At 64.1% G+C, this 21,752-nt stretch carries 14 protein-coding genes; 8 read left to right on the top strand and 6 right to left on the bottom strand.

The genetic code is table 11. From position 1 onward, the window contains the following. Positions 1-21: 21 nt before the first annotated feature. The 4 genes from sdhA to OKW29_RS18090 form a co-directional block, all read right to left on the bottom strand. Positions 22-1,797, bottom strand: a complete 1,776-nt coding sequence (sdhA, locus tag OKW29_RS18105) for a succinate dehydrogenase flavoprotein subunit (protein ID WP_184073129.1) — start codon at positions 1,795-1,797, stop codon at positions 22-24. A gap of 4 nt (positions 1,798-1,801) precedes the next feature. Continuing rightward, positions 1,802-2,170: a succinate dehydrogenase, hydrophobic membrane anchor protein gene (gene sdhD / locus OKW29_RS18100; RefSeq protein ID WP_184038008.1), complete on the bottom strand. Its 369-nt coding sequence runs from the start codon at positions 2,168-2,170 to the stop codon at positions 1,802-1,804. Positions 2,171-2,173: 3 nt separating this feature from the next. Beyond that, on the bottom strand, positions 2,174-2,590 hold the full coding sequence (gene sdhC / locus OKW29_RS18095) for a succinate dehydrogenase, cytochrome b556 subunit (protein WP_090808277.1): 417 nt from the start codon (positions 2,588-2,590) through the stop codon (positions 2,174-2,176). Between the two features lie 157 nt (positions 2,591-2,747). After that, positions 2,748-3,548, bottom strand: a complete 801-nt coding sequence (locus OKW29_RS18090) for a GntR family transcriptional regulator (RefSeq protein ID WP_184038002.1) — start codon at positions 3,546-3,548, stop codon at positions 2,748-2,750. Positions 3,549-4,087: 539 nt separating this feature from the next. On the opposite strand from OKW29_RS18090, the gene OKW29_RS18085 reads away from it, so the two are divergent. The 6 genes from OKW29_RS18085 to acnA all read left to right on the top strand — a co-directional run bounded on the left by OKW29_RS18085 (position 4,088) and on the right by acnA (position 12,368). After that, the gene (locus tag OKW29_RS18085; RefSeq protein ID WP_090808272.1) at positions 4,088-5,071 is read left to right on the top strand and encodes a malate dehydrogenase; all 984 of its coding nucleotides are present in this window, start codon (positions 4,088-4,090) and stop codon (positions 5,069-5,071) included. Positions 5,072-5,262: 191 nt separating this feature from the next. Further along, positions 5,263-6,279: an HpcH/HpaI aldolase/citrate lyase family protein gene (locus OKW29_RS18080; protein ID WP_429291984.1), complete on the top strand. Its 1,017-nt coding sequence runs from the start codon at positions 5,263-5,265 to the stop codon at positions 6,277-6,279. 54 nt (positions 6,280-6,333) lie between these two features. Beyond that, positions 6,334-7,521, top strand: coding sequence for a bifunctional 2-methylcitrate synthase/citrate synthase (gene prpC / locus OKW29_RS18075; RefSeq protein ID WP_429291983.1), 1,188 nt, complete (start codon positions 6,334-6,336; stop codon positions 7,519-7,521). A gap of 101 nt (positions 7,522-7,622) precedes the next feature. Then, the gene (locus tag OKW29_RS18070) at positions 7,623-8,135 is read left to right on the top strand and encodes a hypothetical protein (RefSeq protein ID WP_429291982.1); all 513 of its coding nucleotides are present in this window, start codon (positions 7,623-7,625) and stop codon (positions 8,133-8,135) included. Between the two features lie 24 nt (positions 8,136-8,159). Continuing rightward, positions 8,160-9,611 carry a bifunctional 2-methylcitrate dehydratase/aconitate hydratase gene (locus tag OKW29_RS18065; protein ID WP_429291981.1) on the top strand — a complete coding sequence of 484 codons (1,452 nt, stop codon included), beginning with the start codon at positions 8,160-8,162 and terminating at the stop codon, positions 9,609-9,611. 42 nt (positions 9,612-9,653) lie between these two features. Further along, positions 9,654-12,368 carry an aconitate hydratase AcnA gene (gene acnA / locus OKW29_RS18060; protein WP_429291980.1) on the top strand — a complete coding sequence of 905 codons (2,715 nt, stop codon included), beginning with the start codon at positions 9,654-9,656 and terminating at the stop codon, positions 12,366-12,368. A 144-nt stretch (positions 12,369-12,512) separates the two neighbouring features. Here the strand turns inward: acnA and OKW29_RS18055 are convergent, their stop codons facing one another. Next, positions 12,513-16,283: a DUF748 domain-containing protein gene (locus tag OKW29_RS18055; protein WP_429291979.1), complete on the bottom strand. Its 3,771-nt coding sequence runs from the start codon at positions 16,281-16,283 to the stop codon at positions 12,513-12,515. 213 nt (positions 16,284-16,496) lie between these two features. Further along, positions 16,497-17,915 carry a DUF1254 domain-containing protein gene (locus tag OKW29_RS18050; RefSeq protein ID WP_184050576.1) on the bottom strand — a complete coding sequence of 473 codons (1,419 nt, stop codon included), beginning with the start codon at positions 17,913-17,915 and terminating at the stop codon, positions 16,497-16,499. 345 nt (positions 17,916-18,260) lie between these two features. Here OKW29_RS18050 and OKW29_RS18045 point away from each other — a divergent pair, with 345 nt between their 5' ends. Continuing rightward, complete coding sequence (locus tag OKW29_RS18045; RefSeq protein ID WP_429291978.1) at positions 18,261-18,908, top strand: FMN-binding negative transcriptional regulator; 648 nt, start codon at positions 18,261-18,263, stop codon at positions 18,906-18,908. A gap of 95 nt (positions 18,909-19,003) precedes the next feature. Next, positions 19,004-21,640 (top strand): heavy metal translocating P-type ATPase, encoded by a 2,637-nt coding sequence (locus OKW29_RS18040; protein WP_429291977.1) that lies wholly within the window; start codon positions 19,004-19,006, stop codon positions 21,638-21,640. Positions 21,641-21,752 lie beyond the last annotated feature (112 nt).

Below are 21,752 nucleotides of genomic sequence, written 5' to 3'. Positions count from 1 at the left end.
TGAATTCCTTTGACTTGTGCCTTAGAAGGTACGCGCTTTCGGCGGAACCGATTCGACGGTCAGCGGCTTCATGTGAACCGGCTTGTAGTCGAGGCGATCGCCTTCGCTGAACCACAACGTATGGCGCAGCCAGTTTTCGTCGTCGCGATGTTCGAAGTCGTTCTGCGCGTGCGCGCCACGGCTTTCCTTGCGCGCTTCGGCGGAGACCATCGTGGCGCGTGCCACTTCGATCAGGTTCGCCACTTCGAGCGCTTCGATGCGAGCCGTGTTGAACACCTTCGACTTGTCCTTCAGATGGATGTTGTCGACGCGTGCCGCCACTTCACGGATGGCCTCGACGCCTTCAGACAGCAGAGCCGAGGTACGGAACACACCAGCGTGCTTCTGCATCGTGCCGCGGATGTCGTTCGCGACCGACTGTGCGTACTCGCCCGACGACGAGTTGTCCAGCTTCGCCAGACGCGACAGCGCGAAGTCGGCTGCATCGGCCGGCAGCGGCTTGTGTTCCTTCAGTTCCTTCACGTGCTTGACGATGTGGTTGCCGGCAGCGCGGCCGAACACCACGAGGTCGAGCAGCGAGTTCGTGCCGAGGCGGTTTGCGCCATGCACCGACACGCACGAGCATTCGCCCACTGCGTAGAAACCGTTGACGACTTCTTCGGGACCGCGCGGCGTCCCGACGACCTGGCCGTTGATGTTCGTCGGAATACCGCCCATCTGGTAGTGGATGGTCGGCACGACCGGAATCGGCTCCTTGATGCAGTCGACGTTCGCGAACTTCAGCGCGATTTCGCGGATCGACGGCAGACGCTTCATGATCGTCTCGGCGCCGATGTGCGACAGGTCGAGCAGCACGTGATCCTTGTTCGGACCCACGCCGCGGCCTTCCTTGATTTCCTGGTCCATCGAACGCGAAACGAAGTCGCGCGGCGCCAGATCCTTCAGCGTCGGCGCGTAGCGCTCCATGAAGCGTTCGCCGTTCGAGTTACGCAGAATACCGCCTTCGCCGCGCACGCCTTCGGTGATCAGCACGCCCGCGCCGGCCACGCCGGTCGGGTGGAATTGCCAGAATTCCATGTCCTGCAGCGCGATGCCCGAACGGGCCGCCATGCCGAGGCCGTCACCGGTGTTGATGAACGCGTTGGTCGATGCCGCGAAGATCCGGCCTGCGCCGCCCGTGGCGAACAGCGTGGTCTTGCCTTCGAGGATGTAGACGTCGCCGGTTTCCATTTCCAGCGCGCTCACGCCGAGCACGTCGCCGTCGGCGTCGCGGATCAGGTCCAGCGCCATCCATTCGACGAAGAATTGCGTCTTGGCAGCAACGTTCTGCTGGTACAGCGTGTGCAGCAGCGCGTGACCGGTACGGTCAGCCGCCGCGCAGGCGCGTTGCACCGGCTTTTCGCCGTAATTCGCGGTGTGGCCGCCGAACGGGCGCTGATAGATCGTGCCGTCCGCGTTACGGTCGAACGGCATGCCGAAGTGTTCGAGTTCGTAGACGGCGTTCGGTGCTTCACGGCACATGAACTCGATCGCGTCCTGGTCGCCGAGCCAGTCGGAGCCCTTGATCGTGTCGTAGAAGTGGTAGTGCCAGTTGTCTTCGCTCATGTTGCCGAGCGAAGCGCCGATGCCGCCCTGGGCCGCGACCGTGTGCGAACGCGTCGGAAACACCTTTGACAGCACGCAGACCGACAGACCGGCACGCGCGAGTTGCAGCGACGCGCGCATCCCCGAGCCGCCCGCGCCGACGATGACGACGTCGAAGCGGCGACGCGGCAGAGAATTCTTGATTGCAACCATGCTTTTATACTCTCCAGAGAATCTGCGCAGCGTAGCCCGCACATGCGAGCAGCCAGAGGATCGTCAGCACCTGGAGGACGAGACGCGTGCCAACGGGCTTCACGTAATCCATCCAGATGTCACGGATACCAACCCACGCGTGGTAGAACAGCGAGAGAAGCGTGACGAACGTGGCGAGCTTCATCCACTGCGTCGCGAAGATCGACGCCCAGCCGTCGTACGAAAAGTCGCGCGCGAGGAAGAACCACGCGAGCAGAATCACCGTGTACACCGCCATCACGCAGGCGGTGACGCGTTGCGCGAGCCAGTCGCGCAGACCGTAATGCGCGCCGACGACGAGACGCTTCGAACCGATTCGGTTATTGGCTGACATTTTTTAGAATGCTCCGAACAGTTTTGCCGCGAATGCGATGGTAAGCAGCGACGACACGACGATCACCACGATGGAGGTCGATTTGCCCTTCTCTTTCGACACGGCATCATGATTCGTATCCATTACGAGGTGACGGATGCCGGCGCAGAAGTGGAACAGGAAGGCCCACGCGAGAACCAGCGTGATCAGCTTGACGATGATGTTGGAGAGGAAGCCTTTGAATACTTCGAAGCTCAGTTCGGAAGTCAGGCTCTGATCGAAGAGGAACAGCAGGAACGGAAGGAAGAGAAACAACAAGGCACCGCTCACGCGATGCAGAATCGACACGCGCCCCGCCAGCGGGAGACGGTATGCCGTCAGTATTTGCCCAATACCGATGTTCCGGAATTCCGGCCTCGGTTTTTTTACGGCTTCTGCCATGCTAGACCCCTACTATGTAGTCACACTAATCCGCAATCTTAGCGCCTTTTTATATCGCGCTGCAGCGAAAACCACGCTGGGTCCTTTGCGGCGCGCGCATTAAAAGCGCCTTCCGATTGGCGCGCGTGTGGGACGCCGCGCCTCGTTTCAGCCCGATTCAGCTCAGATCGTTCTGATAGTAATACCCGGTTGTGACATACCAACCTCGCCGGACTTCGACCGGCCGGTCCCCATAGGTATAGGACACGCGCTCGACCGACAGCAACGGAAAACCCGCCGGCACATGCAGCAGGTCCGCCACGGAAGGCTCCGCCGCGACCGCGCGGATTTTTTCCGTCGCGCGAATCATGCGGGTACCGAATTCCGTCTCGAACATCGCGTAGAGGGGACCCTTGTACTCCGACAGCCGCTCGAGCGTGAGCCCGCGGAACACGACGCCGGGCAGCCAGATTTCGTCGAGCACGGTGACTTCGCCGTCGAACTGCAGCAAACGCTTGATCAGCACGACCGGATCGGCCGGCTTCAGATCGAGCTGCCGCGCGATTTCCGCCGATGCGCGCAGCCGCCGGCATTCGAGCAGACGGCTCACGTGCGGATGCTCGGCGCCGTCGTCGGCGAGCAATCTCAGAAAACGGAACTGCGCGCGCTCTTCGTTGTGCGTTGCAACGAATGTGCCCTTGCCCTGGCGGCGCACCAGCAGGTTGTCGGCGGCGAGTTCGTCGATCGCCTTGCGCACCGTACCCTGACTCACCTTGAAACGCGCGGCCAGTTCGACTTCACTAGGAATGATCTCGCCCGGCTTCCATTCGCCGCTTTCGAGGCTCTGCGTAATCAAGCCCTTGATCTGCTGATATAAGGGGCTGAAGGTAGGCGACGCGGCAGCGGAAACAGCGGATACGCCTTCGCCGGCGGCCCCTTGGCCATTCGGGTTCACAGGATTCGCCGGGTTCGAATTCATGCGCGCATTTCATCATAAAGGGCTGGGACACGTCTAGGGTTTTCCCCGCGATAGATGTGTCTTATATAAGACATAAGATACTGTTGACTTTGTCTGTTTCGACTCCTACACTCCTTGTCGAGCAAGGGTTTGCGGGATTTTGCGGCGGCTGTTTGATGCAGCGCCGCGACGCTCCGGCAGCCACTCTGCACCATGCCGTCCCCTACGCAGTCCAGGTTTCGATTCGCCGCCATCCGTTGCATTCGCGCGCTGTCTCCGTGTTGCACCCGCTGGCCCGACGCTTGCCGAAACGCGCTGTTTGCAGGAGCCCGCACAGTGCAGTTGCGGCCCCGGCCCGGCGTAAGCCTTGGGCCATCCCGTCCCGCTCCGCAGTACAGCTTTCCGGCACGGCGGTCTTGCCGTAACGCGCCGCCCGGTCTCGCCAATTCCGAGCCCGCACGCGAACAGTGAATTCCGCCGTGTTTCATCACGCTTCGCTGAACGCGCATATAGAATGGCGTTTTCCCTAGCGTCTAACGCATCGTCCTGGAGATTTCTCAATGGCTAAGCCCGCAAAGCGCGTTGCCGTCACCGGCGCCGCAGGTCAAATCGCTTACTCCCTGCTATTCCGCATCGCCAATGGCGACCTGCTCGGCAAGGACCAGCCGGTGATCCTGCAACTGCTCGATCTGCCGCAAGCGCAAGCCGCCGTCAAAGGCGTCGTGATGGAACTGGATGATTGCGCATTCCCCCTGCTGTCGGGCGTCGTGATCACGGACGACCCGAAGGTCGCGTTCAAGGACGCCGACATTGCCCTGCTGGTCGGCGCGCGTCCGCGTTCGAAGGGTATGGAGCGCAAGGATCTGCTGTCGGCCAACGCCGAAATCTTCACGGTTCAGGGCAAGGCGCTGAACGACGTCGCCAGCCGCGACGTGAAGGTTCTGGTGGTCGGCAACCCGGCCAACACGAACGCATACATCGCCATGAAGTCGGCGCCGGATCTGCCGAAGAAGAACTTCACCGCAATGCTCCGTCTGGACCACAACCGCGCGCTGTCGCAACTGGCCGCCAAGTCGGGCAAGCCGGTCGCGTCGATCGAAAAGCTCGCAGTGTGGGGCAACCACTCGCCGACCATGTACCCCGACTTCCGCGTTGCAACGGCTGAAGGTCAGGACCTGACCAAGCTGATCAACGACGAAGAATGGAACCGCAACACGTTCATTCCGACCGTCGGCAAGCGCGGCGCGGCGATCATCGAAGCGCGCGGCCTGTCGTCGGCGGCATCGGCGGCTAACGCTGCGATCGACCACGTGCGTGACTGGGTGCTCGGCACGAACGGCAAGTGGGTCACGATGGGCATCCCGTCGGACGGCTCGTACGGCATCCCTGAAGATATCATCTACGGCGTGCCCGTGACCTGCGAAAACGGCGAGTACAAGCGCGTCGAAGGTCTGGCAATCGACGCGTTCTCGCGCGAAAAGATGGACGGCACGCTGCAGGAACTGCTGGAAGAGCGCGACGGCGTTCAGCACCTGCTCGGCTAAGCACCTGATGCCGATGAACCGGAACTCCGAAGCGTCAGCGCGGCGGGTTCCGGTTTTTTTCGTGTGAATGGCCGTGCGATCATCGCCATTCGCCTCTGATTCGAACGTGCTTTGCCGTTGCCCGACGGCACTCGCGCAGAGCACGCCCGAATCCGACATCCTTAATTTTCACCACGCCCCACACGCCGAAGATGCGCGTTCTCACACCCGCCGAAGTGCTGTTTGAGGGCGAAGCGCCGCCCGCTGTGCTGCCTGCCTGCGATCACTATGCGGGCAGCGAAAAGCTGATGCTGAAGTCGCTCGCGTTACAGCAGCAACTCGGCCCGGTGTTCGATATCACGCTCGATTGCGAAGACGGCGCGCAGGTCGGCCGCGAGGCCGAGCACGCGGAACTGGTCGCGTCGCTACTGGGCACCGAGCATGACCGCTTCGGCCGCGTCGGCGTGCGCATCCACGACTTCGCTCACGCGCACTGGCGCGACGACGTACGCCTCATTCTGCGCGCCGCAAAGCGAGCACCCGCTTACATCACGCTGCCGAAAATCCGCAGTGTTCACGATGCCGCCGAAATGATCGCGTTCATCGAGGCGACGCGGCGCGAGCTCGGCCTCGCGCAGCCGGTGCCGGTGCAGTTGCTGGTCGAAACCCACGGCGCGCTTACGCGTGTGTTCGAACTCGCCGCGCTGCCGGGCGTCGAGGCGCTGAGCTTCGGCCTGATGGACTTCGTCTCCGCGCACGACGGCGCGATCCCCGATACCGCGATGCGCTCGCCGGGCCAATTCGATCATCCGCTCGTGCGGCGCGCGAAGCTCGAGATTTCGGCGGCCTGCCATGCGTTCGGCAAGGTGCCGTCGCACAACGTCAGCACCGAAGTGCGCGACATGAGCGTGGTCGCGAACGACGCACAGCGCGCCCGCAACGAGTTCGGCTACACGCGCATGTGGAGCATCCACCCCGCGCAGATCGAGGCGATCGTCGCCGCGTTCGCGCCGCGCGACGAAGAAATCGCGACGGCCACCGAAATCCTGCTGGCCGCGCAGTCCGCGCATTGGGGCCCGACGCGTCATGGCGATACGCTGCACGACCGCGCGAGCTACCGCTTTTACTGGTCGGTGCTGCGCCGCGCGCAAACCACCGGCCGCGCTGTTCCACAAGAAGCGGCGCCGCTTTTTGCGCAAGTGGGCGCCAACGGACAGTCTGTGGCATAAGCGACGCGTTTTTCAAACGGCAGCGATGAGCCGGCACACAGGAGAAGGCGGAACATGAGCGAGACGACGCAAGCCGCTGGCGCAACAGGCGGCAACGAAACGCAAAGTGGCTTCAAACCGAAAAAATCCGTCGCACTGTCGGGCGTGACCGCGGGTAATACCGCGCTGTGCACGGTCGGCAAGACCGGCAACGATCTGCACTATCGCGGCTATGACATTCTCGACATCGCCGAGGCGTGCGAATTCGAGGAGATCGCTTATCTGCTGGTCCACGGCAAGCTGCCGACCCAGGCCGAACTGACCGCGTACAAGACGAAGCTGAAGTCGATGCGCGGCCTGCCCGCCAACGTGAAGGCCGCGCTCGAATGGATTCCGGCCGCCGCGCATCCGATGGACGTGATGCGCACCGGCGTGTCGGTGCTCGGCACCGTGCTGCCCGAGAAAGACGATCACAACCTGCCCGGCGCGCGCGATATCGCCGACAAACTGATGGCCTCGCTCGGCTCGATGCTGCTGTACTGGTATCACTACTCGCACAACGGCAAGCGCATCGAGGTCGAAACCGACGACGATTCGATCGGCGGGCATTTCCTGCATCTGCTGCATGGCGTCGAGCCGTCGAAGGCGTGGGTCGATGCGATGCACGTGTCGCTGAACCTGTACGCGGAGCACGAGTTCAACGCGTCGACGTTCACCGGCCGCGTGATCGCGGGCACGGGCTCGGACATGTACTCGGCGGTCACCGGCGCGATCGGCGCGCTGCGCGGCCCGAAACACGGCGGCGCCAATGAAGCCGCGTTCGAAATCCAGTCGCGCTACCAGACGCCTGACGAAGCCGAAGCCGACATCCGCCGCCGCGTCGAGAACAAGGAAGTCGTGATCGGCTTTGGCCATCCGGTGTACACGATCTCGGACCCGCGCAGCAAGATCATCAAGGAAGTCGCGAAGAAGCTGTCGAAGGAAGCGGGCAACACGAAACTGTTCTCGATCGCCGAACGGCTCGAATCGGTGATGTGGGACGCGAAGAAGATGTTCCCGAACCTCGACTGGTTCAGCGCGGTGTCGTATCACATGATGGGCGTGCCGACCGCGATGTTCACGCCGCTGTTCGTGATCTCGCGTACGGCAGGATGGAGCGCGCACATCATCGAGCAGCGCGTCGACAACAAGATCATCCGCCCAAGCGCGAATTACACCGGACCCGAGAATTTAAGGTACGTGCCGCTAAATAGGAGAAAATAGCGATCGCTGCGCGCTCCACAGCGCGTGCAGTTCAACCCGCGCGGCCGCCGGACCGGTCGTCCGCGCACTGTTTAACTGATTTTGATAGAAAGGTTTTCTCCATGAAAAAGCTGATGATCGCCGCCATGATTGGCGCCCTGTCCACGACGATGCTGACCGTCGCGACTGACGCCACCGCTGCGGACACGGCCACCACCACGAAGAAGCCGGCCACCAAGGCCGTCGCGAAGCGCCCGGAGCCGCGCCGCCTGATCAAGCGCAAGGCGAATCCGGCGAAGGAAGCGAAGGTCGATCCGATTCCCGACGGCGCGGAAAAGTGGTCGTGCAAGGATGGCCTTGCTTTCGAAATGAAAGGTGACATGAAGCGTGACCAGATCGTCACGGTTCACTGGGCGAACAAGAACTACAACCTGCCGCGCGAAGCGACCACGACGGGCGCTGACCGCTTCCACGACGCAGCATCCGGTATGGACCTCGTCGTGATCCCGACGAAGGCCATGCTGTTCCAGGACAAGGACAGCTCGCGTCTCGCCGACGAGTGCAAGACGGTCGCCATGGAACAGGGCGCGCCGGCTGCAACGCAATCGAACGCGATCAACAAGACCGGCAACTGATTTTCGCCGCCAGGGAAGCCCCCGATGCCCGCCCCGATCTCCAACGTACGACCCGCCCCGGACGCCGTCCTGGTCGATATCGTCGACTACGTGCTGGATTACCGGATCGACAGCGCGCTCGCGCTGGAAACCGCGCGTCATTGCCTGATCGACACGCTCGGTTGCGGACTCGAGGCGCTTACCTACCCAGCCTGCACCAAGCTGATGGGACCGATCGTGGCAGGCACGATCGTCCCCAACGGCGCGAAGGTGCCGGGCACGTCGTTCCAGCTGGACCCGGTTCAGGCCGCCTTCAACATCGGCGCGATGATCCGCTGGCTCGATTTCAACGACACCTGGCTCGCCGCCGAATGGGGCCATCCGTCCGATAACCTCGGTGGCATTCTCGCGACGGCCGACTGGCTCTCGCGCACCGCCATCGCAGCCGGCAAAGCGCCGCTGACGATGAAAGACGTCCTGATCGCCATGATCAAGGCGCACGAAATTCAAGGCTGCATCGCGCTCGAGAACTCGTTCAACAAAGTCGGGCTCGATCATGTGCTGCTCGTCAAGCTTGCGTCGACCGCCGTGGTCGGCCAGCTGATCGGCCTTACGCGCGACGAGCTGATCAACGCGGTATCGCAGGCGCTCGTCGATGGGCAGGCGCTGCGCACCTACCGTCATGCGCCGAACACCGGTTCGCGCAAATCGTGGGCCGCCGGCGACGCGACCTCGCGCGCCGTGCGCCTCGCGCTGATCTCGAAGACCGGCGAGATGGGCTATCCGTCGGTGCTCAGCGCGAAAACGTGGGGCTTCTACGACGTGCTGTTCAACGGCAACGCGTTCCAGTTCCAGCGTCCGTACGGCTCGTACGTGATGGAAAACGTGCTGTTCAAAATCTCATTCCCGGCCGAGTTCCACGCGCAAACCGCCGTGGAAGCCGCGCTCGCGCTGCATGTGCAGCTCGCCGCGCAGGGCCGGCGCGTCGAAGACATTCGCCGCATCACGATCCGCACCCACGAAGCGGCGATTCGCATCATCGATAAAAAGGGTCCGTTGAACAATCCGGCTGACCGTGATCATTGCATCCAGTACATGATCGCGATGCCGCTGATTTTCGGCCGTCTGACGGCTGCCGATTACGAAGATTCAGTCGCGCAGGACTCGCGTATCGATGCATTGCGCGCGAAGATGGAATGCGTCGAAGACCCACAGTTCACGAAGGACTATCACGACCCGGAGAAGCGTTCGATCGCCAACGCACTGACGCTCGAATTCAACGACGGGTCGAAGTTCGGTGAAGTCGTAGTCGAATACCCGATCGGTCATAAGCGCCGTCGTGAAGACGGTATTCCGTTGCTGGTCGAGAAGTTCAAGACCAACCTCGCACGGCGCTTTCCGGTCAAGCAACAACTGGCGATTCTCGACGTATCGCTCGACCAGGCCAAGCTCGAAGCGACGCCGGTCAACGAATACGTCGATCTGTACGTCATCTAGGTTGAGTACTGTAGTTCCGCGATCCAAACCAAGGAAAACACCATGGCCCACAACCTCCACAAAACGCTCAAGGAATTCGACAGCGGTTCCGGCAAAGGCAAGTTCTACTCCCTGCCGCAACTCGGCAAGGCTCTGAACCTCAAGATCGACCGCCTGCCGGTCTCGATCCGTATCGTGCTGGAATCGGTGCTGCGCAACTACGACGGCAAGAAAATCGCCGAAGAACATGTCACGCAACTCGCGAACTGGAAGCCGACCGCGGCGCGCGTCGACGAAATTCCGTTCGTCGTGTCGCGCGTCGTGCTGCAGGACTTCACCGGTGTGCCGCTGCTCGCCGACATCGCCGCGATGCGCGGCGTCGCGAAGGCCGTCGGCAAGAACCCGAAGTCGATCGAGCCGCTGGTGCCGGTCGATCTGGTCGTCGACCACTCGGTGCAGATCGACCACTTCCGCGAGAAGAACGCGCTCGACCTGAACATGAAGCTGGAATTCCAGCGCAACAACGAGCGCTATCAGTTCATGAAGTGGGGCATGCAGGCGTTCGACACGTTCAAGGTCGTGCCGCCGGGCGTCGGCATCGTTCACCAGGTGAACCTCGAGTACCTCGCGCGCGGCGTGCACAAGAAGGCCGACGGCGCGGACACCGTGTACTACCCGGATTCGCTGGTCGGCACGGACAGCCACACGACGATGATCAACGGCATCGGCGTGGTCGGCTGGGGCGTGGGCGGTATCGAAGCCGAAGCAGGCATGCTCGGCCAGCCGGTGTACTTCCTGACGCCGGACGTCGTCGGTGTGCACCTGAAGGGCAAGCTGATCGAAGGCGTGACCGCGACCGACCTAGTACTGACGATCACCGAACTGCTGCGTAAGGAGAAGGTCGTCGGCAAGTTCGTCGAGTTCTTCGGCGAAGGCACGCGCTCGCTGTCGGTGCCGGACCGTGCGACGATCGGCAACATGGCGCCGGAATACGGCGCAACGATGGGCTTCTTCCCGGTCGACGAAAAGACCATCGACTTCTTCCACGGCACGGGCCGCACGGACGCGGAGATCTCCGCGTTCGAAAACTACTTCAAGGCGCAGGAGCTGTTCGGCATTCCGGGTGAAGGCGATATCGATTACACGAAGGTCGTCACGCTGGATCTCGCGACGGTCGCGCCGTCGCTGGCAGGCCCGAAGCGTCCGCAGGACCGCATCGAGATCGGCCACGTGAAGTCGACCTTCACCGACCTGTTCTCGAAGCCGGTCGCCGAAAACGGCTTTGCGAAGAAGGCCGCCGATCTCGACGCGCAATACACGACGAGCAACGGCGTCGACGTGAAGAACGGCGACGTGCTGATCGCCGCGATCACGTCGTGCACGAACACGTCGAACCCGAGCGTGCTGCTGGCCGCCGGTCTGCTTGCGAAGAAGGCTGTCGAAGCTGGCCTGACGGTCGCTCCGCACATCAAGACGTCGCTCGCTCCGGGGTCGCGCATCGTCACCGAGTACCTGACGAAGACCGACCTGCTGAAGTACCTCGACAAGCTCGGCTTCACGCTGGCCGCTTACGGCTGCACGACCTGTATCGGCAACGCGGGCGACCTGACGCCGGAACTGAACGACGCGATCACGAAGAACGACATCGTCGCGGCAGCGGTGCTGTCGGGCAACCGTAACTTCGAAGCGCGTATCCACCCGAACATCCGCGCGAACTTCCTCGCGTCGCCGCCGCTCGTAGTCGCGTACGCGATCGCCGGCAACATCACGCGCGACCTGATGACCGAGCCGGTCGGCAAGGGCAAGGGCGGCAAGGACATCTACCTCGGCGACATCTGGCCGACCAGCGAAGAAGTCAACGCGCTGCTGAAGTACGCGATGGATGCCGACGCGTTCCGCAAGAACTACTCGCAGCTCACGAAGAAGGGCGACCTGTGGAGCAAGATCGAGGGCGAAGAAGGTCAGGTCTACGACTGGCCGAAGTCGACCTACATCGCCGAGCCGCCGTTTTTCGGCAAGGACTTCTCGATGACGCCGGCTTCCAGCATCGCGCCGGTCAAGGGCGCACGCGCGTTGGGCATCTTCGGTGACTCGGTCACGACCGACCACATCAGCCCGGCAGGCTCGATCAAGGAAGACTCGCCGGCAGGCCGCTGGTTGAAGGAAAACGGCGTGCAAAAGGCCGACTTCAACAGCTACGGCTCGCGGCGCGGTAACCACGACGTGATGATGCGCGGCACGTTCGCGAACGTCCGTATCAAGAACCTGATGATCCCGGCGAAGGCGGATGGCTCGCGCGTCGAAGGCGGCCTGACGATTCACCAGCCGAGCGGCGAACTGCTGTCCATCTATGACGCAGCGATGAAGTACATCGGCGCCGATACGCCGACCGTCGTATTCGCGGGCGAAGAGTACGGCACGGGCTCGTCGCGAGACTGGGCGGCCAAGGGCACGCAACTGCTGGGCGTGAAGGCTGTGGTCGCACGCAGCTTCGAGCGGATCCACCGTTCGAACCTGGTCGGCATGGGCGTTCTGCCACTGCAGTTCAAGGGCTCGGATAGCGTGCAGTCGCTCGGCATCACCGGCGAAGAAACGTACGACATCGAAGGCCTCGGCGACGACTTCAAGCCGCAACAGGAAGTCACACTCGTGATCCACGGCAAGGACGGCGACAAGCGCGTTCCGGTGCTGCTGCGTATCGACACGCCGATCGAAGTCGACTACTACAAGCACGGCGGGATTCTGCCGTTCGTGCTGCGCTCGCTGCTGGCTGCTTAAGCCTCGCGGCAACGCATACAGCCTCGCTGTTTTGCAGGGGCTGCGTCCTGTGGAGGGCGCAGCCGACTTTGAAGCCCGACCTCAGGTCGGGCTTTTTTTTATCGGCTCGCCGAACGCCACGGCTCACGCGCCGCGACTCCTACATCACTTCAAGCCGAAATCGACCCGCGTCGTCGCACCCTTGTCCTTGATGTCGTCGGCATTCATCTTCGGCGCGACGATAAACACGCGGCTGCTGTCGATCTTGCCTTGCAGGTACTGCTGCACACTCTGCGCGCGCCGCTGCGCGAGTTGCCGCAAGCTCGCGTCTTCGATCGGCGCGTTGGCCGCGAGCGCGCTCTTCATGTCGTCGTCGGGCAGCGTCTTCGTCATGCCGATGAAGTTGTGCGGCTTCTTGAAGTCGGAGGACTTGTAGGCCTTGGTCAGATATTTGTCGTAGTCTTTCTGATCGACCGTGACCGTCGATGGATCGACGCTCTCACCATTACCCACCGTCTCCTTGATCTTCTGCCGCTTGACCATCTGATCGACATACTGCGTGCGCAGCGCCGGCTCGTCGACCTTCGGATCGACGCGTCCGATCAGGTCCATGCGGATCGACGGCTTGTCGGTGAGTGCCTTCACGATCGTGTCGAGTTTCTGCTTGTCGGCATCGGTGAGCGTCGCCGAGCCGGCCTCGAATTCGACGTAACCGAGGTCCTCACCATTGCCGCCGAACGCGTGCGCGATCAGCGAGAACGGCGCGGTCACCGCCTTTTCGAGCAGATTGAGCACCGCATGCCAGATCAGCCCGCCGATGCTGAACTCGGGGTTCGACAACGAGCCCGACACTGGCAGGTTCACGTCGATCTCGCCGCGCGAGTTCTTCAGCAGCGAGATCGCGAAACGCACCGGCAGTTTGGTCGCGGTGTCGTTGTCGATGTGATCGCCGAATGTCAGTTGATCGATGAACAGGTGGTTGTTCGCGTTCAGCTGGTCGTTCTCGAGCTCGTAATGCAAATCGACGTTGAGCTTGCCCTTCGTGATCGGATAGCCCGCGTATTTCGCCGAATACGGCGTCAGGTTGGTCAGCTCGATGTCGTGCGCGCTCGCGGTCAGATCGAGCGCCGGTTTCGCGATCAGCGGATTGATGGTGCCGCGGATCGTCAGCGGACCGTTGGCCGCGAGCTTCGCGGCCACGTCGACCGGCGCGGGCGTCGTCGATTCCGTACCGAACGCGCCGATCGTGCCCTGAATGGCGACGAGGTTCGCCGTGTAGTTCGGCTTGACGAAGTTGTCGGTATAGGTCACGCGGCCCTGCTGCAACACCAGTTGCCCGAAGTGCATCTTGACCGGGTTTGCTGGCGGCCTCGCGGCCGTGGCGCTGGCGACGGCCGTGGCGGCAGGTTTGCCGGGCGTTGCAGCAGATGCCGCGACCGGCGCCGACGCCGCGACTGCCTCAGACACCGCCTCGGGCGTCAGCGGAATCGGGTGCGAGCCGCTCTTGTCGCGCGTCAGCGACTGCGTCGTACCGCCCTCGTGCGCGACCACATCCTTCAGATTCAGCTTGCCTTGCGCGTCGAGCAGTACACGCCCATAGAACTTCGAGAACGTCACGCGGCCCGCGTCGACGACGGTGCCGTGCTCGTCGTAGTCGGCCTTCAGGTTCGACAGCGCGAGCGAGCCCCAGCCCGCGAACGGGTCCGACGTCACCTTGTCGAGCATGCGCACGGCGACGAGCGCCATGTCGCCGCGAAAGTTCGCTTTCAGCGACTTCGCCTGGGTGACCGCGAGATCGCCGTTCGCGTTCAGCAGCGCGCTTGCGAGCGTCGCGTTCAGGTTGCTGCCGAAGTACGGCTCGAACGCGGCCGCGTCGAGCTGGTTCGCGTTGATCTTGACGGCCAGCTTTAGCGGCGTCGCGGTCACGTCGCCCTTCACAGCGAGCGTGCCCTTCTTGTTCAACGTCGCCTGCAGGTCGACCGGCAGCGGACGGCCCAAGTCGTCGCTGATCTGCCGCACCTTCAGTTGCACTGGCGTAAAGCTCAGCTTGACCGGCTGCGGCGTCGTGTTGTCGGTGAAATCGGCGGTCGCGTCTTTGAGCGTCAATTCGGCGATCTTGTAGCGCCATGCGGGGCCTTCGGCCTGCGCTTGTTTCGCCGCGTGGATCGCCGTGCGCTCCGTCGCCTGTTGATGCGCCCTCGCGAGCGCATTCAGATTGATGGTGCCGTCCTTCAGGCGCTGCGCGTCGACCGCGAGACCGGTTACGTCTACGCTCGTCACGTCGGCCGTGCGCGCCGCGACGTCGACCTGTTTGACTACCACGTTGCCCTGCGCGAGCGAGATCACCGGCGTCTTGCCGCCGCGCGCCGCGAGCTTCACCGCCTGCATGTCCAGCTGCGTGTCCGCGACCGTCAGCGCCATCGGCGACTTCGACCAGTTCGCGTCGATATTCGTCGTCGCGGACAACGCACCGTCCAGCACCTGCGCGGACGTCGCGGTATCCAGATACGGCTGCAACGGCGGCAGCTTCAGCGACTTCAGATCGAGCTTCGCGCTCGCCGTCTTCGCCGCGAGGCCGACCGTGCCATCGGCGGCGAGCGAACCGCCGCTGTTCTTCAGGTTCGTGTTTAGCGTGTAGTGCGCTGGCGCCGACGCGAGCGTCGAGAAATCGGTCAGCGTAACCGCGAGGTTTTGCAGCCCGGTTTCTACCGGATGCGACACGGCTTCGTCGTGTACGTTCACGGTGCCGTCGTTGAGTGTGAAACGTTTGATCGCCACGTCGAACGGCGGGGCCGCCTTTTCCGCGGCGGCGGTTTTGGTGTTGGCATTCGCGTCCGCGGTTTCCTTTAGCGTGGTTTTTTCCGGCGCGGGCGCGAACATATGCTCGACGCTCAATACGCCGTCCTTGTCGCGCGCGAGGCTCGCGCTCGGCGCGTCGATGCGGATATCGTCGAAGTGATAGATGCTCTTCAACGGTTCGAGCGATGCCGCCGCCACATGCACGGCGCGCGCCGCGAAAAACGGCGCCTTGCCCTGATCCTGCACGTTGACGTCGTTCAGATCGACGGTGCCGGCGACGCGCAGCGACGGCGTGTCGTTCGACATCTCGAAGTTCAGCTTCAGGTCGGTGGACAGCTTGCCCGACTGCACGATCACCGGCAGCTTCGACGGCGCGTAAGACACCAGCTTCGGCACGTCGAGCTCGTCGAAGCGCAGCGATACTTCCGACTCGCGCGACGCCGCGAACGGCTTGGTCCTGCCGTCGATCGCGAGCTGGCTGTCGCCGTCGATGCGCGCGCGCAGCAGCGGCTCGACGAAGATATCGGTCTTCGATGGCAGCGTCGCGATGAACGGAATGCCGAGCTTCCATTGATCGATCACGTGGCTCGTACCGAGCAGCCGGTCGTCGAACCTGATCTGGCCGTTTTCGACGCGAATGTTGGAGACGGAGAACTGCGTCGGCTTGCTATTCGGTTTTGCCGGCTGATTCGCGAATTTCTCGATCAGGTCGCTGAAATTGAAGTGCTGCGCATCGAGGCGAACGATATGAAAGCGCGGCGAATCGACCTGCACTTCGTCGACGATGGGCGCGCCGCGAAACAGCGAACTCCACGATGGCTTCACGATGAGCCGCGAAATATCGACGAAGTCGCCCGCGCCGCCGCGCTCGCCGATATGCACGTTGTCGGCCTCGAAACGCAGTGTGTACGGATTGAGCGCGATACGGCCGATCGACGCCGGCCGGTCGAGCTGCTTGCTCAGTTGCTGGCTCGCGATGTGGCGAATCAGCGGCGGCGCCGCGAAAAAGCCGAGCAGGCCGAACAGGACGACGAAGATCAGCAGACCGACGAGAATCCGTCGCGTACGGCGCGACTGCGCGACTGCGCGCACGGTCTGTATGGAGGAGGCTAACGATGCTTTATTGAGGCTTGCCATGCTCGATGTGGAGGAATGCGGCGGCAAGCCCGCCGCGAAAAACAGAGATCCCGCAAGCGGCAGTATAAGGCGTGAATCAATGGTTAGACAGGAATGTCAGGCCCGCCTTGACGATTCGTGCTGCTGACTGACTGGCCTTCCCGCGAACGAGATTTTCGCGAGCGTTAGACAACGAAACCGGACGGCGCGCGGTTTGCCCGCGCGCCGTTCACATCATTGCCGCACGACCGGCGGCGGCTGCCAGCTGCCGTCGGTGGCTTGCGGCTTCGGCGCATACAGGCGTAGCACCAGTTGCATGTCCGCGCGCGGTGCGGGCAGCCAGTTACCGGTCCGGCTGCGCGTCGACGACACGACCACGTCGAGCGAACCATCGCGATTGCGGCGCGCGCCATTGCGATCGCCAACCGCGAGCCGCGCCGGCGCGTTCTCGCTCAGCGCGCCATCCTTCGTATACGCGGTGATCGTCCAGAAACCGCGCACCGGCGGCAGCTGGTTCGCCGCGAAGTGGATCACATAGCGATTCGCGCCGTTCAGCGTGTTGCCGTCGCTGTCCTGCGTGACGAACGCGCGTACTTCGTCGTCCTTCGTACCGAGGCCCAACTGTGTGCTTGCCGCATACGCGCGCAACCCATAGTCGGGACCGTAGTTGCCGACGGCATCGCCGAACCAGCTCCAGCCGTTCGCGCTCAGCAGATTCGACGGCGGCGTCGCGACGCGATCGCGACCGTCGGCGAGACCGGCCGCGAGCGCATCGGATGACTTCGGCAGCTTCACAGGATCGCCCGGCGTCACGCCGAGATCGGCGAGAAATTTGAGCGCGTGCGGATCGGCCGGTGTCGGCGGATTGTCAGGCAACGCGTCGGCGAGACGGCCGAAGAAGCCGCTCGCGTCGAGCGCGGCGACCTGCTGCGCCGGCGTGCCGCTCGGGCCCGCGACGCCGCTTGCGTAACCGCGCGGCGGCACCGCCGGCTCCGCGTCGCCGACGAACACGCTCAGCGGCTCCAGACGGATCGCGTGCTGCAGCTTGCGCACCGCGTTCAGATCGCGCGCGCCGTTCGACTGGATGCGCACGCTGATCCATGCATTGCGCGTCGGCACTTCGACGCGCTTTGCGCCCTTCGGCAGCTCGCCCTTCCAGCCCGGTGCGACGAACGCGATCGTCTGCGCGCGCAAGCCCTTCGCGGTGCCCGTGCCCGCGGCGAACTGTGGCCCGGTCGACCACGCGACGTTGGTCCACATGTCGAGCACGCGCGCATCGACGTAACGGCCATGCGAGTCAGGTAGCGCCAGGATCACCGGCTCGGCGGCAAGGTCGAGCCAGCCGGTCGAGTCGAGCGTGTCGAGGCTCGGCTGCGGCGGATTGGTCGCACCGATCGGCGGCAGCGCCTGCGCGTGACGCAGCGTGTTGAAAGGCGCCTGACCCGGCTCGGTGCCGACCGCCGCATCGCGCGCGGCGCTCATCAGCACGAGCGGATAGCCGAATACGTAGGAGTCGGCGACTTCGTCCTTGATCCAGCCGGTGCGTTGTTGCGTCGCGGTGGGGGTCGACGCACAGCTGGCCAGCAGTGCCAGACCCGCGAGCGACGCGCAGGTTCGTTGAAGCAAAAACAGTTCTCGGAGATTTTTTATCATTCGTTCAGAGTGCGGAACGTGCAGTCCTATGGGGGATGCCGGTGTGCAGCGCCTGGCGCATGCGCGGTTCTCCTGAAACACTGCGCAGCGAGTCCGCGGATTGCGATTCCGACAACATCGCGTTGTATCGTATCCTTGCTAGCCAGGCAAGCACAAAGCAGGGAATTGTGGCTGACAGCGCGCAGGCGCGTCACCGATGTGACAATCGGCGTCGCTGTCACATTATGTTCCCGCGCCAACGGCTCGCGCGAGCGCGCCATGCTTTTTTGGATTCGCGCATTCGTCGATCCCCCAGCTTGGCCGTTCGCCTCCACTCTTTCGTCGTCCTGCATTCGGAACACTTCAATGTACATGCCCGCCCATTTCGAAGAGAACCGTCCAGGGGTTCTTCATCGCCTGATCGTCGAGCACCCGTTCGGCGCGCTGATTACGCACGGCCCCAACGGGCTCGATGCGAATCATCTGCCGTTCGAGGCCCAGGCGGATGCGGCGGATTCGTCACGTCTGGTGCTGCGCGCGCACGTCGCGCGGGCGAACCCCGTCTGGCAGGAAGCCGCGACCCATCCCGAAGCGCTCGTGATCTTCCAGGGGCCGACCGCCTATATTTCCCCGAGTTGGTATCCGAGCAAACACGAAACGCACAAGCAGGTGCCGACCTACAACTATATGGTCGTGCATGCACATGGCAGGATCGTGGTGCATGACGATGAATCGTTCGTGCGCGGTCTCGTCGCGCGACTCACGCGCGAGAATGAAGCCGGCGAGCCGGTGCCATGGAAGATGGGCGACGCGCCCGCCGACTACATCGCGCAGATGCTCGGCGCGATCGTCGGTATCGAGATCGAGGTAACGCGGCTCGTCGGCAAATGGAAGCTCGGGCAGAACAAGGCGGCCGAAGACCGGCGCGGCGCCGCGCAAACGCTGCTCGCGCGCGACGGCGAGCAACAGAAGGCGGTGGGACAGGCGATGCTCGATGCTCCGCCGGCGTTCTGACGGCGGCCGCATAATCCGGCCTTGACCTTCCCGTCATGGGAAGGTCGATACTGGATTGACGATGCGGCCCAATGCCGCCACGAGCCTAGCCTGCCATGATCGCACTTGCCAACCCGCAGCGCCCCGCCGACGCGGCCGCTTCTTCTTCGCCCACGCGCGTCGTCGAACTCGATATCGGCGGGATGACTTGCGCGTCGTGCGCGAGCCGCGTCGAGAAAGCACTGACCAAGCTGCCGGGAGTGGCGCGCGCGTCGGTGAATCTCGCGACCGAGCGCGCCCGCGTGGAAAGCGACGCGACGCTCGGGCCTCAGCAACTGGCCGATGCCGTGCGCAAGGCCGGATACGAAGCGACGCCGGTCGCGAACGCCGAGCTTGCCGCGCCAAGCGCGACGCCAACCGCGACACCCGCCGCGACGCCGGGAACCATTGAACTGGAGATTGGCGGCATGAGCTGCGCAGCCTGCGCGTTGCGCGTCGAAAAAGCGCTCGCGAAGGTGCCTGGGGTCGCGCGCGCGTCGGTCAATCTGGCGACCGAAACCGCCACCGCTCATCCGCAAGGCACCGCATCCGCCGATAGCGGCGCGCTGATCGCCGCCGTCAGGAAAGCTGGCTACGAAGCGACGTTGAGCGCGCCGCCCGCTGCTGCCGCTCCAGCCGAGACAACGGCCGCTATCGCCGCGTCCGGCGACGAAAGCGACATCCTCGACACGACCCACGCCCCCGTCGTCGACCGCAAGCGGATTCAAACCCGCCGCGACCTCGCGAGCGTCGTTGCGTCCGCGCTGCTGACGCTGCCGCTCGTCGCACCGATGTTCGGCGAATGGTTCGGCCTCCACGCGATGCTGCCAGCCTGGCTGCAATTCGCGCTCGCGTCGATCGTGCAGTTCGTATTCGGCGCGCGCTTCTATCGCGCAGCCTGGCGCGCGGTGCGCGCCGGCGCGGGCAACATGGACCTGCTGGTCGCGCTCGGCACATCGGCGGCGTACGGCATCAGCGTCTACGAACTCGCGATGCATCCGGGCGACACGATGCATCTGTACTTCGAGGCATCGGCGGTCGTGATCACGCTGGTGCGCTTCGGCAAGTGGCTCGAGGCGCGCGCCAAGCGCCAGACCACCGACGCGATCCGCGCGCTCAACGCGCTGCGCCCCGAGCGCGCGCGCATCCGCGACGGCGCCGGCGAACGCGTGGTGCCGCTCGCGCAGGTGCGGGTCGGCACCGTCGTGATCGTGCTGCCGGGCGAGCGCGTAGCGGTCGACGGCGCGGTGCTCGAAGGCCGCACGCATATCGACGAAGCGCTGATCACCGGCGAAAGCCTGCCGGTGCCGAAGCAGACCGGCGACGCCGTCACGGCCGGCTCGATCAACGGCGAAGGCGCGCTCGTGGTGACGACCACCGCGATCGGCGCGGAGACGACACTGGCGCGCATCATCCGGCTCGTCGAAAGCGCGCAGGCCGAGAAGGCGCCGATCCAGCGGCTCGTCGACCGCGTCAGCGAAGTCTTCGTGCCGGCGATTCTCGCGCTCGCCGCGCTGACGCTGATCGGCTGGCTGCTCGCCGGCGCGGGCGCGGAAACCGCGATCCTGAACGCGGTCGCGGTGTTGGTGATCGCCTGCCCGTGCGCGCTCGGCCTCGCGACGCCCGCCGCGATCATGGCCGGCACCGGCGTCGCCGCGCGCCACGGCGTGCTGATCAAGGACGCTGAAGCGCTGGAAATCGCGCATCGCGTGTCGATCGTCGCGTTCGACAAAACCGGCACGCTGACGCTCGGCCAACCATCGGTAACGGCGTTCGAGCCGATCGGCGGCTTGAGCCGCGACCAAGCGCTCGCGCTCGCGGCGGCGGTGCAGCGGCATAGCGATCATCCGCTCGCGCGGGCGGTGATGCGCGCGCACGAGGCTCAGCTCGGGCAAATGGCCGGCGAACACGAGGGCGGGCCAGGCGCCACCGCCGCTCGCGCCGTCGCCGGCCGGGGCGTCGAAGCCGACGTCGACGGCCGCACGCTCGCCCTCGGCAGCACGCGCTGGCTGCGCGAGCTCGACATCGCGCTGCCGACCGCGCTTGCCGCGCGCGCGCAGGAACTCGAAGCGGCGGGCAACACGGTGTCGTGGCTGATGACGCGCGCGCCTCACGCCCCCGAAGCGCTCGCGCTGATCGCGTTCGGCGACACGGTGAAGCCGACCGCGCGCGCGGCCGTCGCGCGGCTCGCGCAGATGGGCATCCGCAGCGTGCTCGTGACTGGCGACAATCGCGGCAGTGCGGCGAGCGTCGCGCGGGCGCTCGGCATCGACGAATTCCACGCCGAGGTGCTGCCCGACGACAAGGCCCGCGTGATCCGCGACCTGAAGATGCGCCACGCCGGCATCGTCGCGATGGCGGGCGACGGCATCAACGACGCGCCCGCGCTCGCCGCCGCCGACATCGGCATCGCGATGGCGAGCGGCACCGACGTCGCCATGCACGCCGCCGGCATCACGCTGATGCGCGGCGACCCGGCGCTCGTCGCCGACGCGATCGACATCTCGCGCAGAACGTGGCGCAAGATCCAGCAGAACCTGTTCTGGGCATTCGTCTACAACCTGATCGGCATTCCGCTGGCCGCGTTCGGCTTGCTGAATCCGATGCTCGCGGGCGCGGCGATGGCGTTTTCGAGCGTCAGCGTCGTCACCAATGCGTTGTTGTTGCGGACGTGGCGAAGCGCGCCCGGCCGAACCGTCGATCCGGTGCGCTGAGCAACGCAGCAACACCTTCCGCATTCCGCCTCGTCCCTTTTTCGGGGCCGGATTTTTATGGCCCCTTTCAGCCTATTACGGGCGGCTTTCAGTCGCCCTAAAGCCGGCGTCT

Source organism: Paraburkholderia sp. CI3 (assembly GCF_050436505.1).
Classification (GTDB): Bacteria; Pseudomonadota; Gammaproteobacteria; order Burkholderiales; family Burkholderiaceae; genus Paraburkholderia; species Paraburkholderia tuberum.
This window is presented reverse-complemented; position numbering and strand designations above follow the sequence as displayed.

Excerpts from the sequence above, each read along its gene's own strand:
- OKW29_RS18050 (WP_184050576.1), bottom strand. The coding sequence starts at position 17,915 with ATGATAAAAAATCTCCGAGAACTGTTTTTGCTTCAACGAACCTGCGCG.
- OKW29_RS18080 (WP_429291984.1), top strand. The coding sequence starts at position 5,263 with ATGCGCGTTCTCACACCCGCCGAAGTGCTGTTTGAGGGCGAAGCGCCG.
- OKW29_RS18090 (WP_184038002.1), bottom strand. The coding sequence starts at position 3,548 with ATGAATTCGAACCCGGCGAATCCTGTGAACCCGAATGGCCAAGGGGCC.
- acnA (WP_429291980.1), top strand. The coding sequence starts at position 9,654 with ATGGCCCACAACCTCCACAAAACGCTCAAGGAATTCGACAGCGGTTCC.
- OKW29_RS18085 (WP_090808272.1), top strand. The coding sequence starts at position 4,088 with ATGGCTAAGCCCGCAAAGCGCGTTGCCGTCACCGGCGCCGCAGGTCAA.
- sdhC (WP_090808277.1), bottom strand. The coding sequence starts at position 2,590 with ATGGCAGAAGCCGTAAAAAAACCGAGGCCGGAATTCCGGAACATCGGT.
- OKW29_RS18070 (WP_429291982.1), top strand. The coding sequence starts at position 7,623 with ATGAAAAAGCTGATGATCGCCGCCATGATTGGCGCCCTGTCCACGACG.
- sdhA (WP_184073129.1), bottom strand. The coding sequence starts at position 1,797 with ATGGTTGCAATCAAGAATTCTCTGCCGCGTCGCCGCTTCGACGTCGTC.
- OKW29_RS18055 (WP_429291979.1), bottom strand. The coding sequence starts at position 16,283 with ATGGCAAGCCTCAATAAAGCATCGTTAGCCTCCTCCATACAGACCGTG.
- OKW29_RS18065 (WP_429291981.1), top strand. The coding sequence starts at position 8,160 with ATGCCCGCCCCGATCTCCAACGTACGACCCGCCCCGGACGCCGTCCTG.
- sdhD (WP_184038008.1), bottom strand. The coding sequence starts at position 2,170 with ATGTCAGCCAATAACCGAATCGGTTCGAAGCGTCTCGTCGTCGGCGCG.
- prpC (WP_429291983.1), top strand. The coding sequence starts at position 6,334 with ATGAGCGAGACGACGCAAGCCGCTGGCGCAACAGGCGGCAACGAAACG.
- OKW29_RS18040 (WP_429291977.1), top strand. The coding sequence starts at position 19,004 with ATGATCGCACTTGCCAACCCGCAGCGCCCCGCCGACGCGGCCGCTTCT.
- OKW29_RS18045 (WP_429291978.1), top strand. The coding sequence starts at position 18,261 with ATGTACATGCCCGCCCATTTCGAAGAGAACCGTCCAGGGGTTCTTCAT.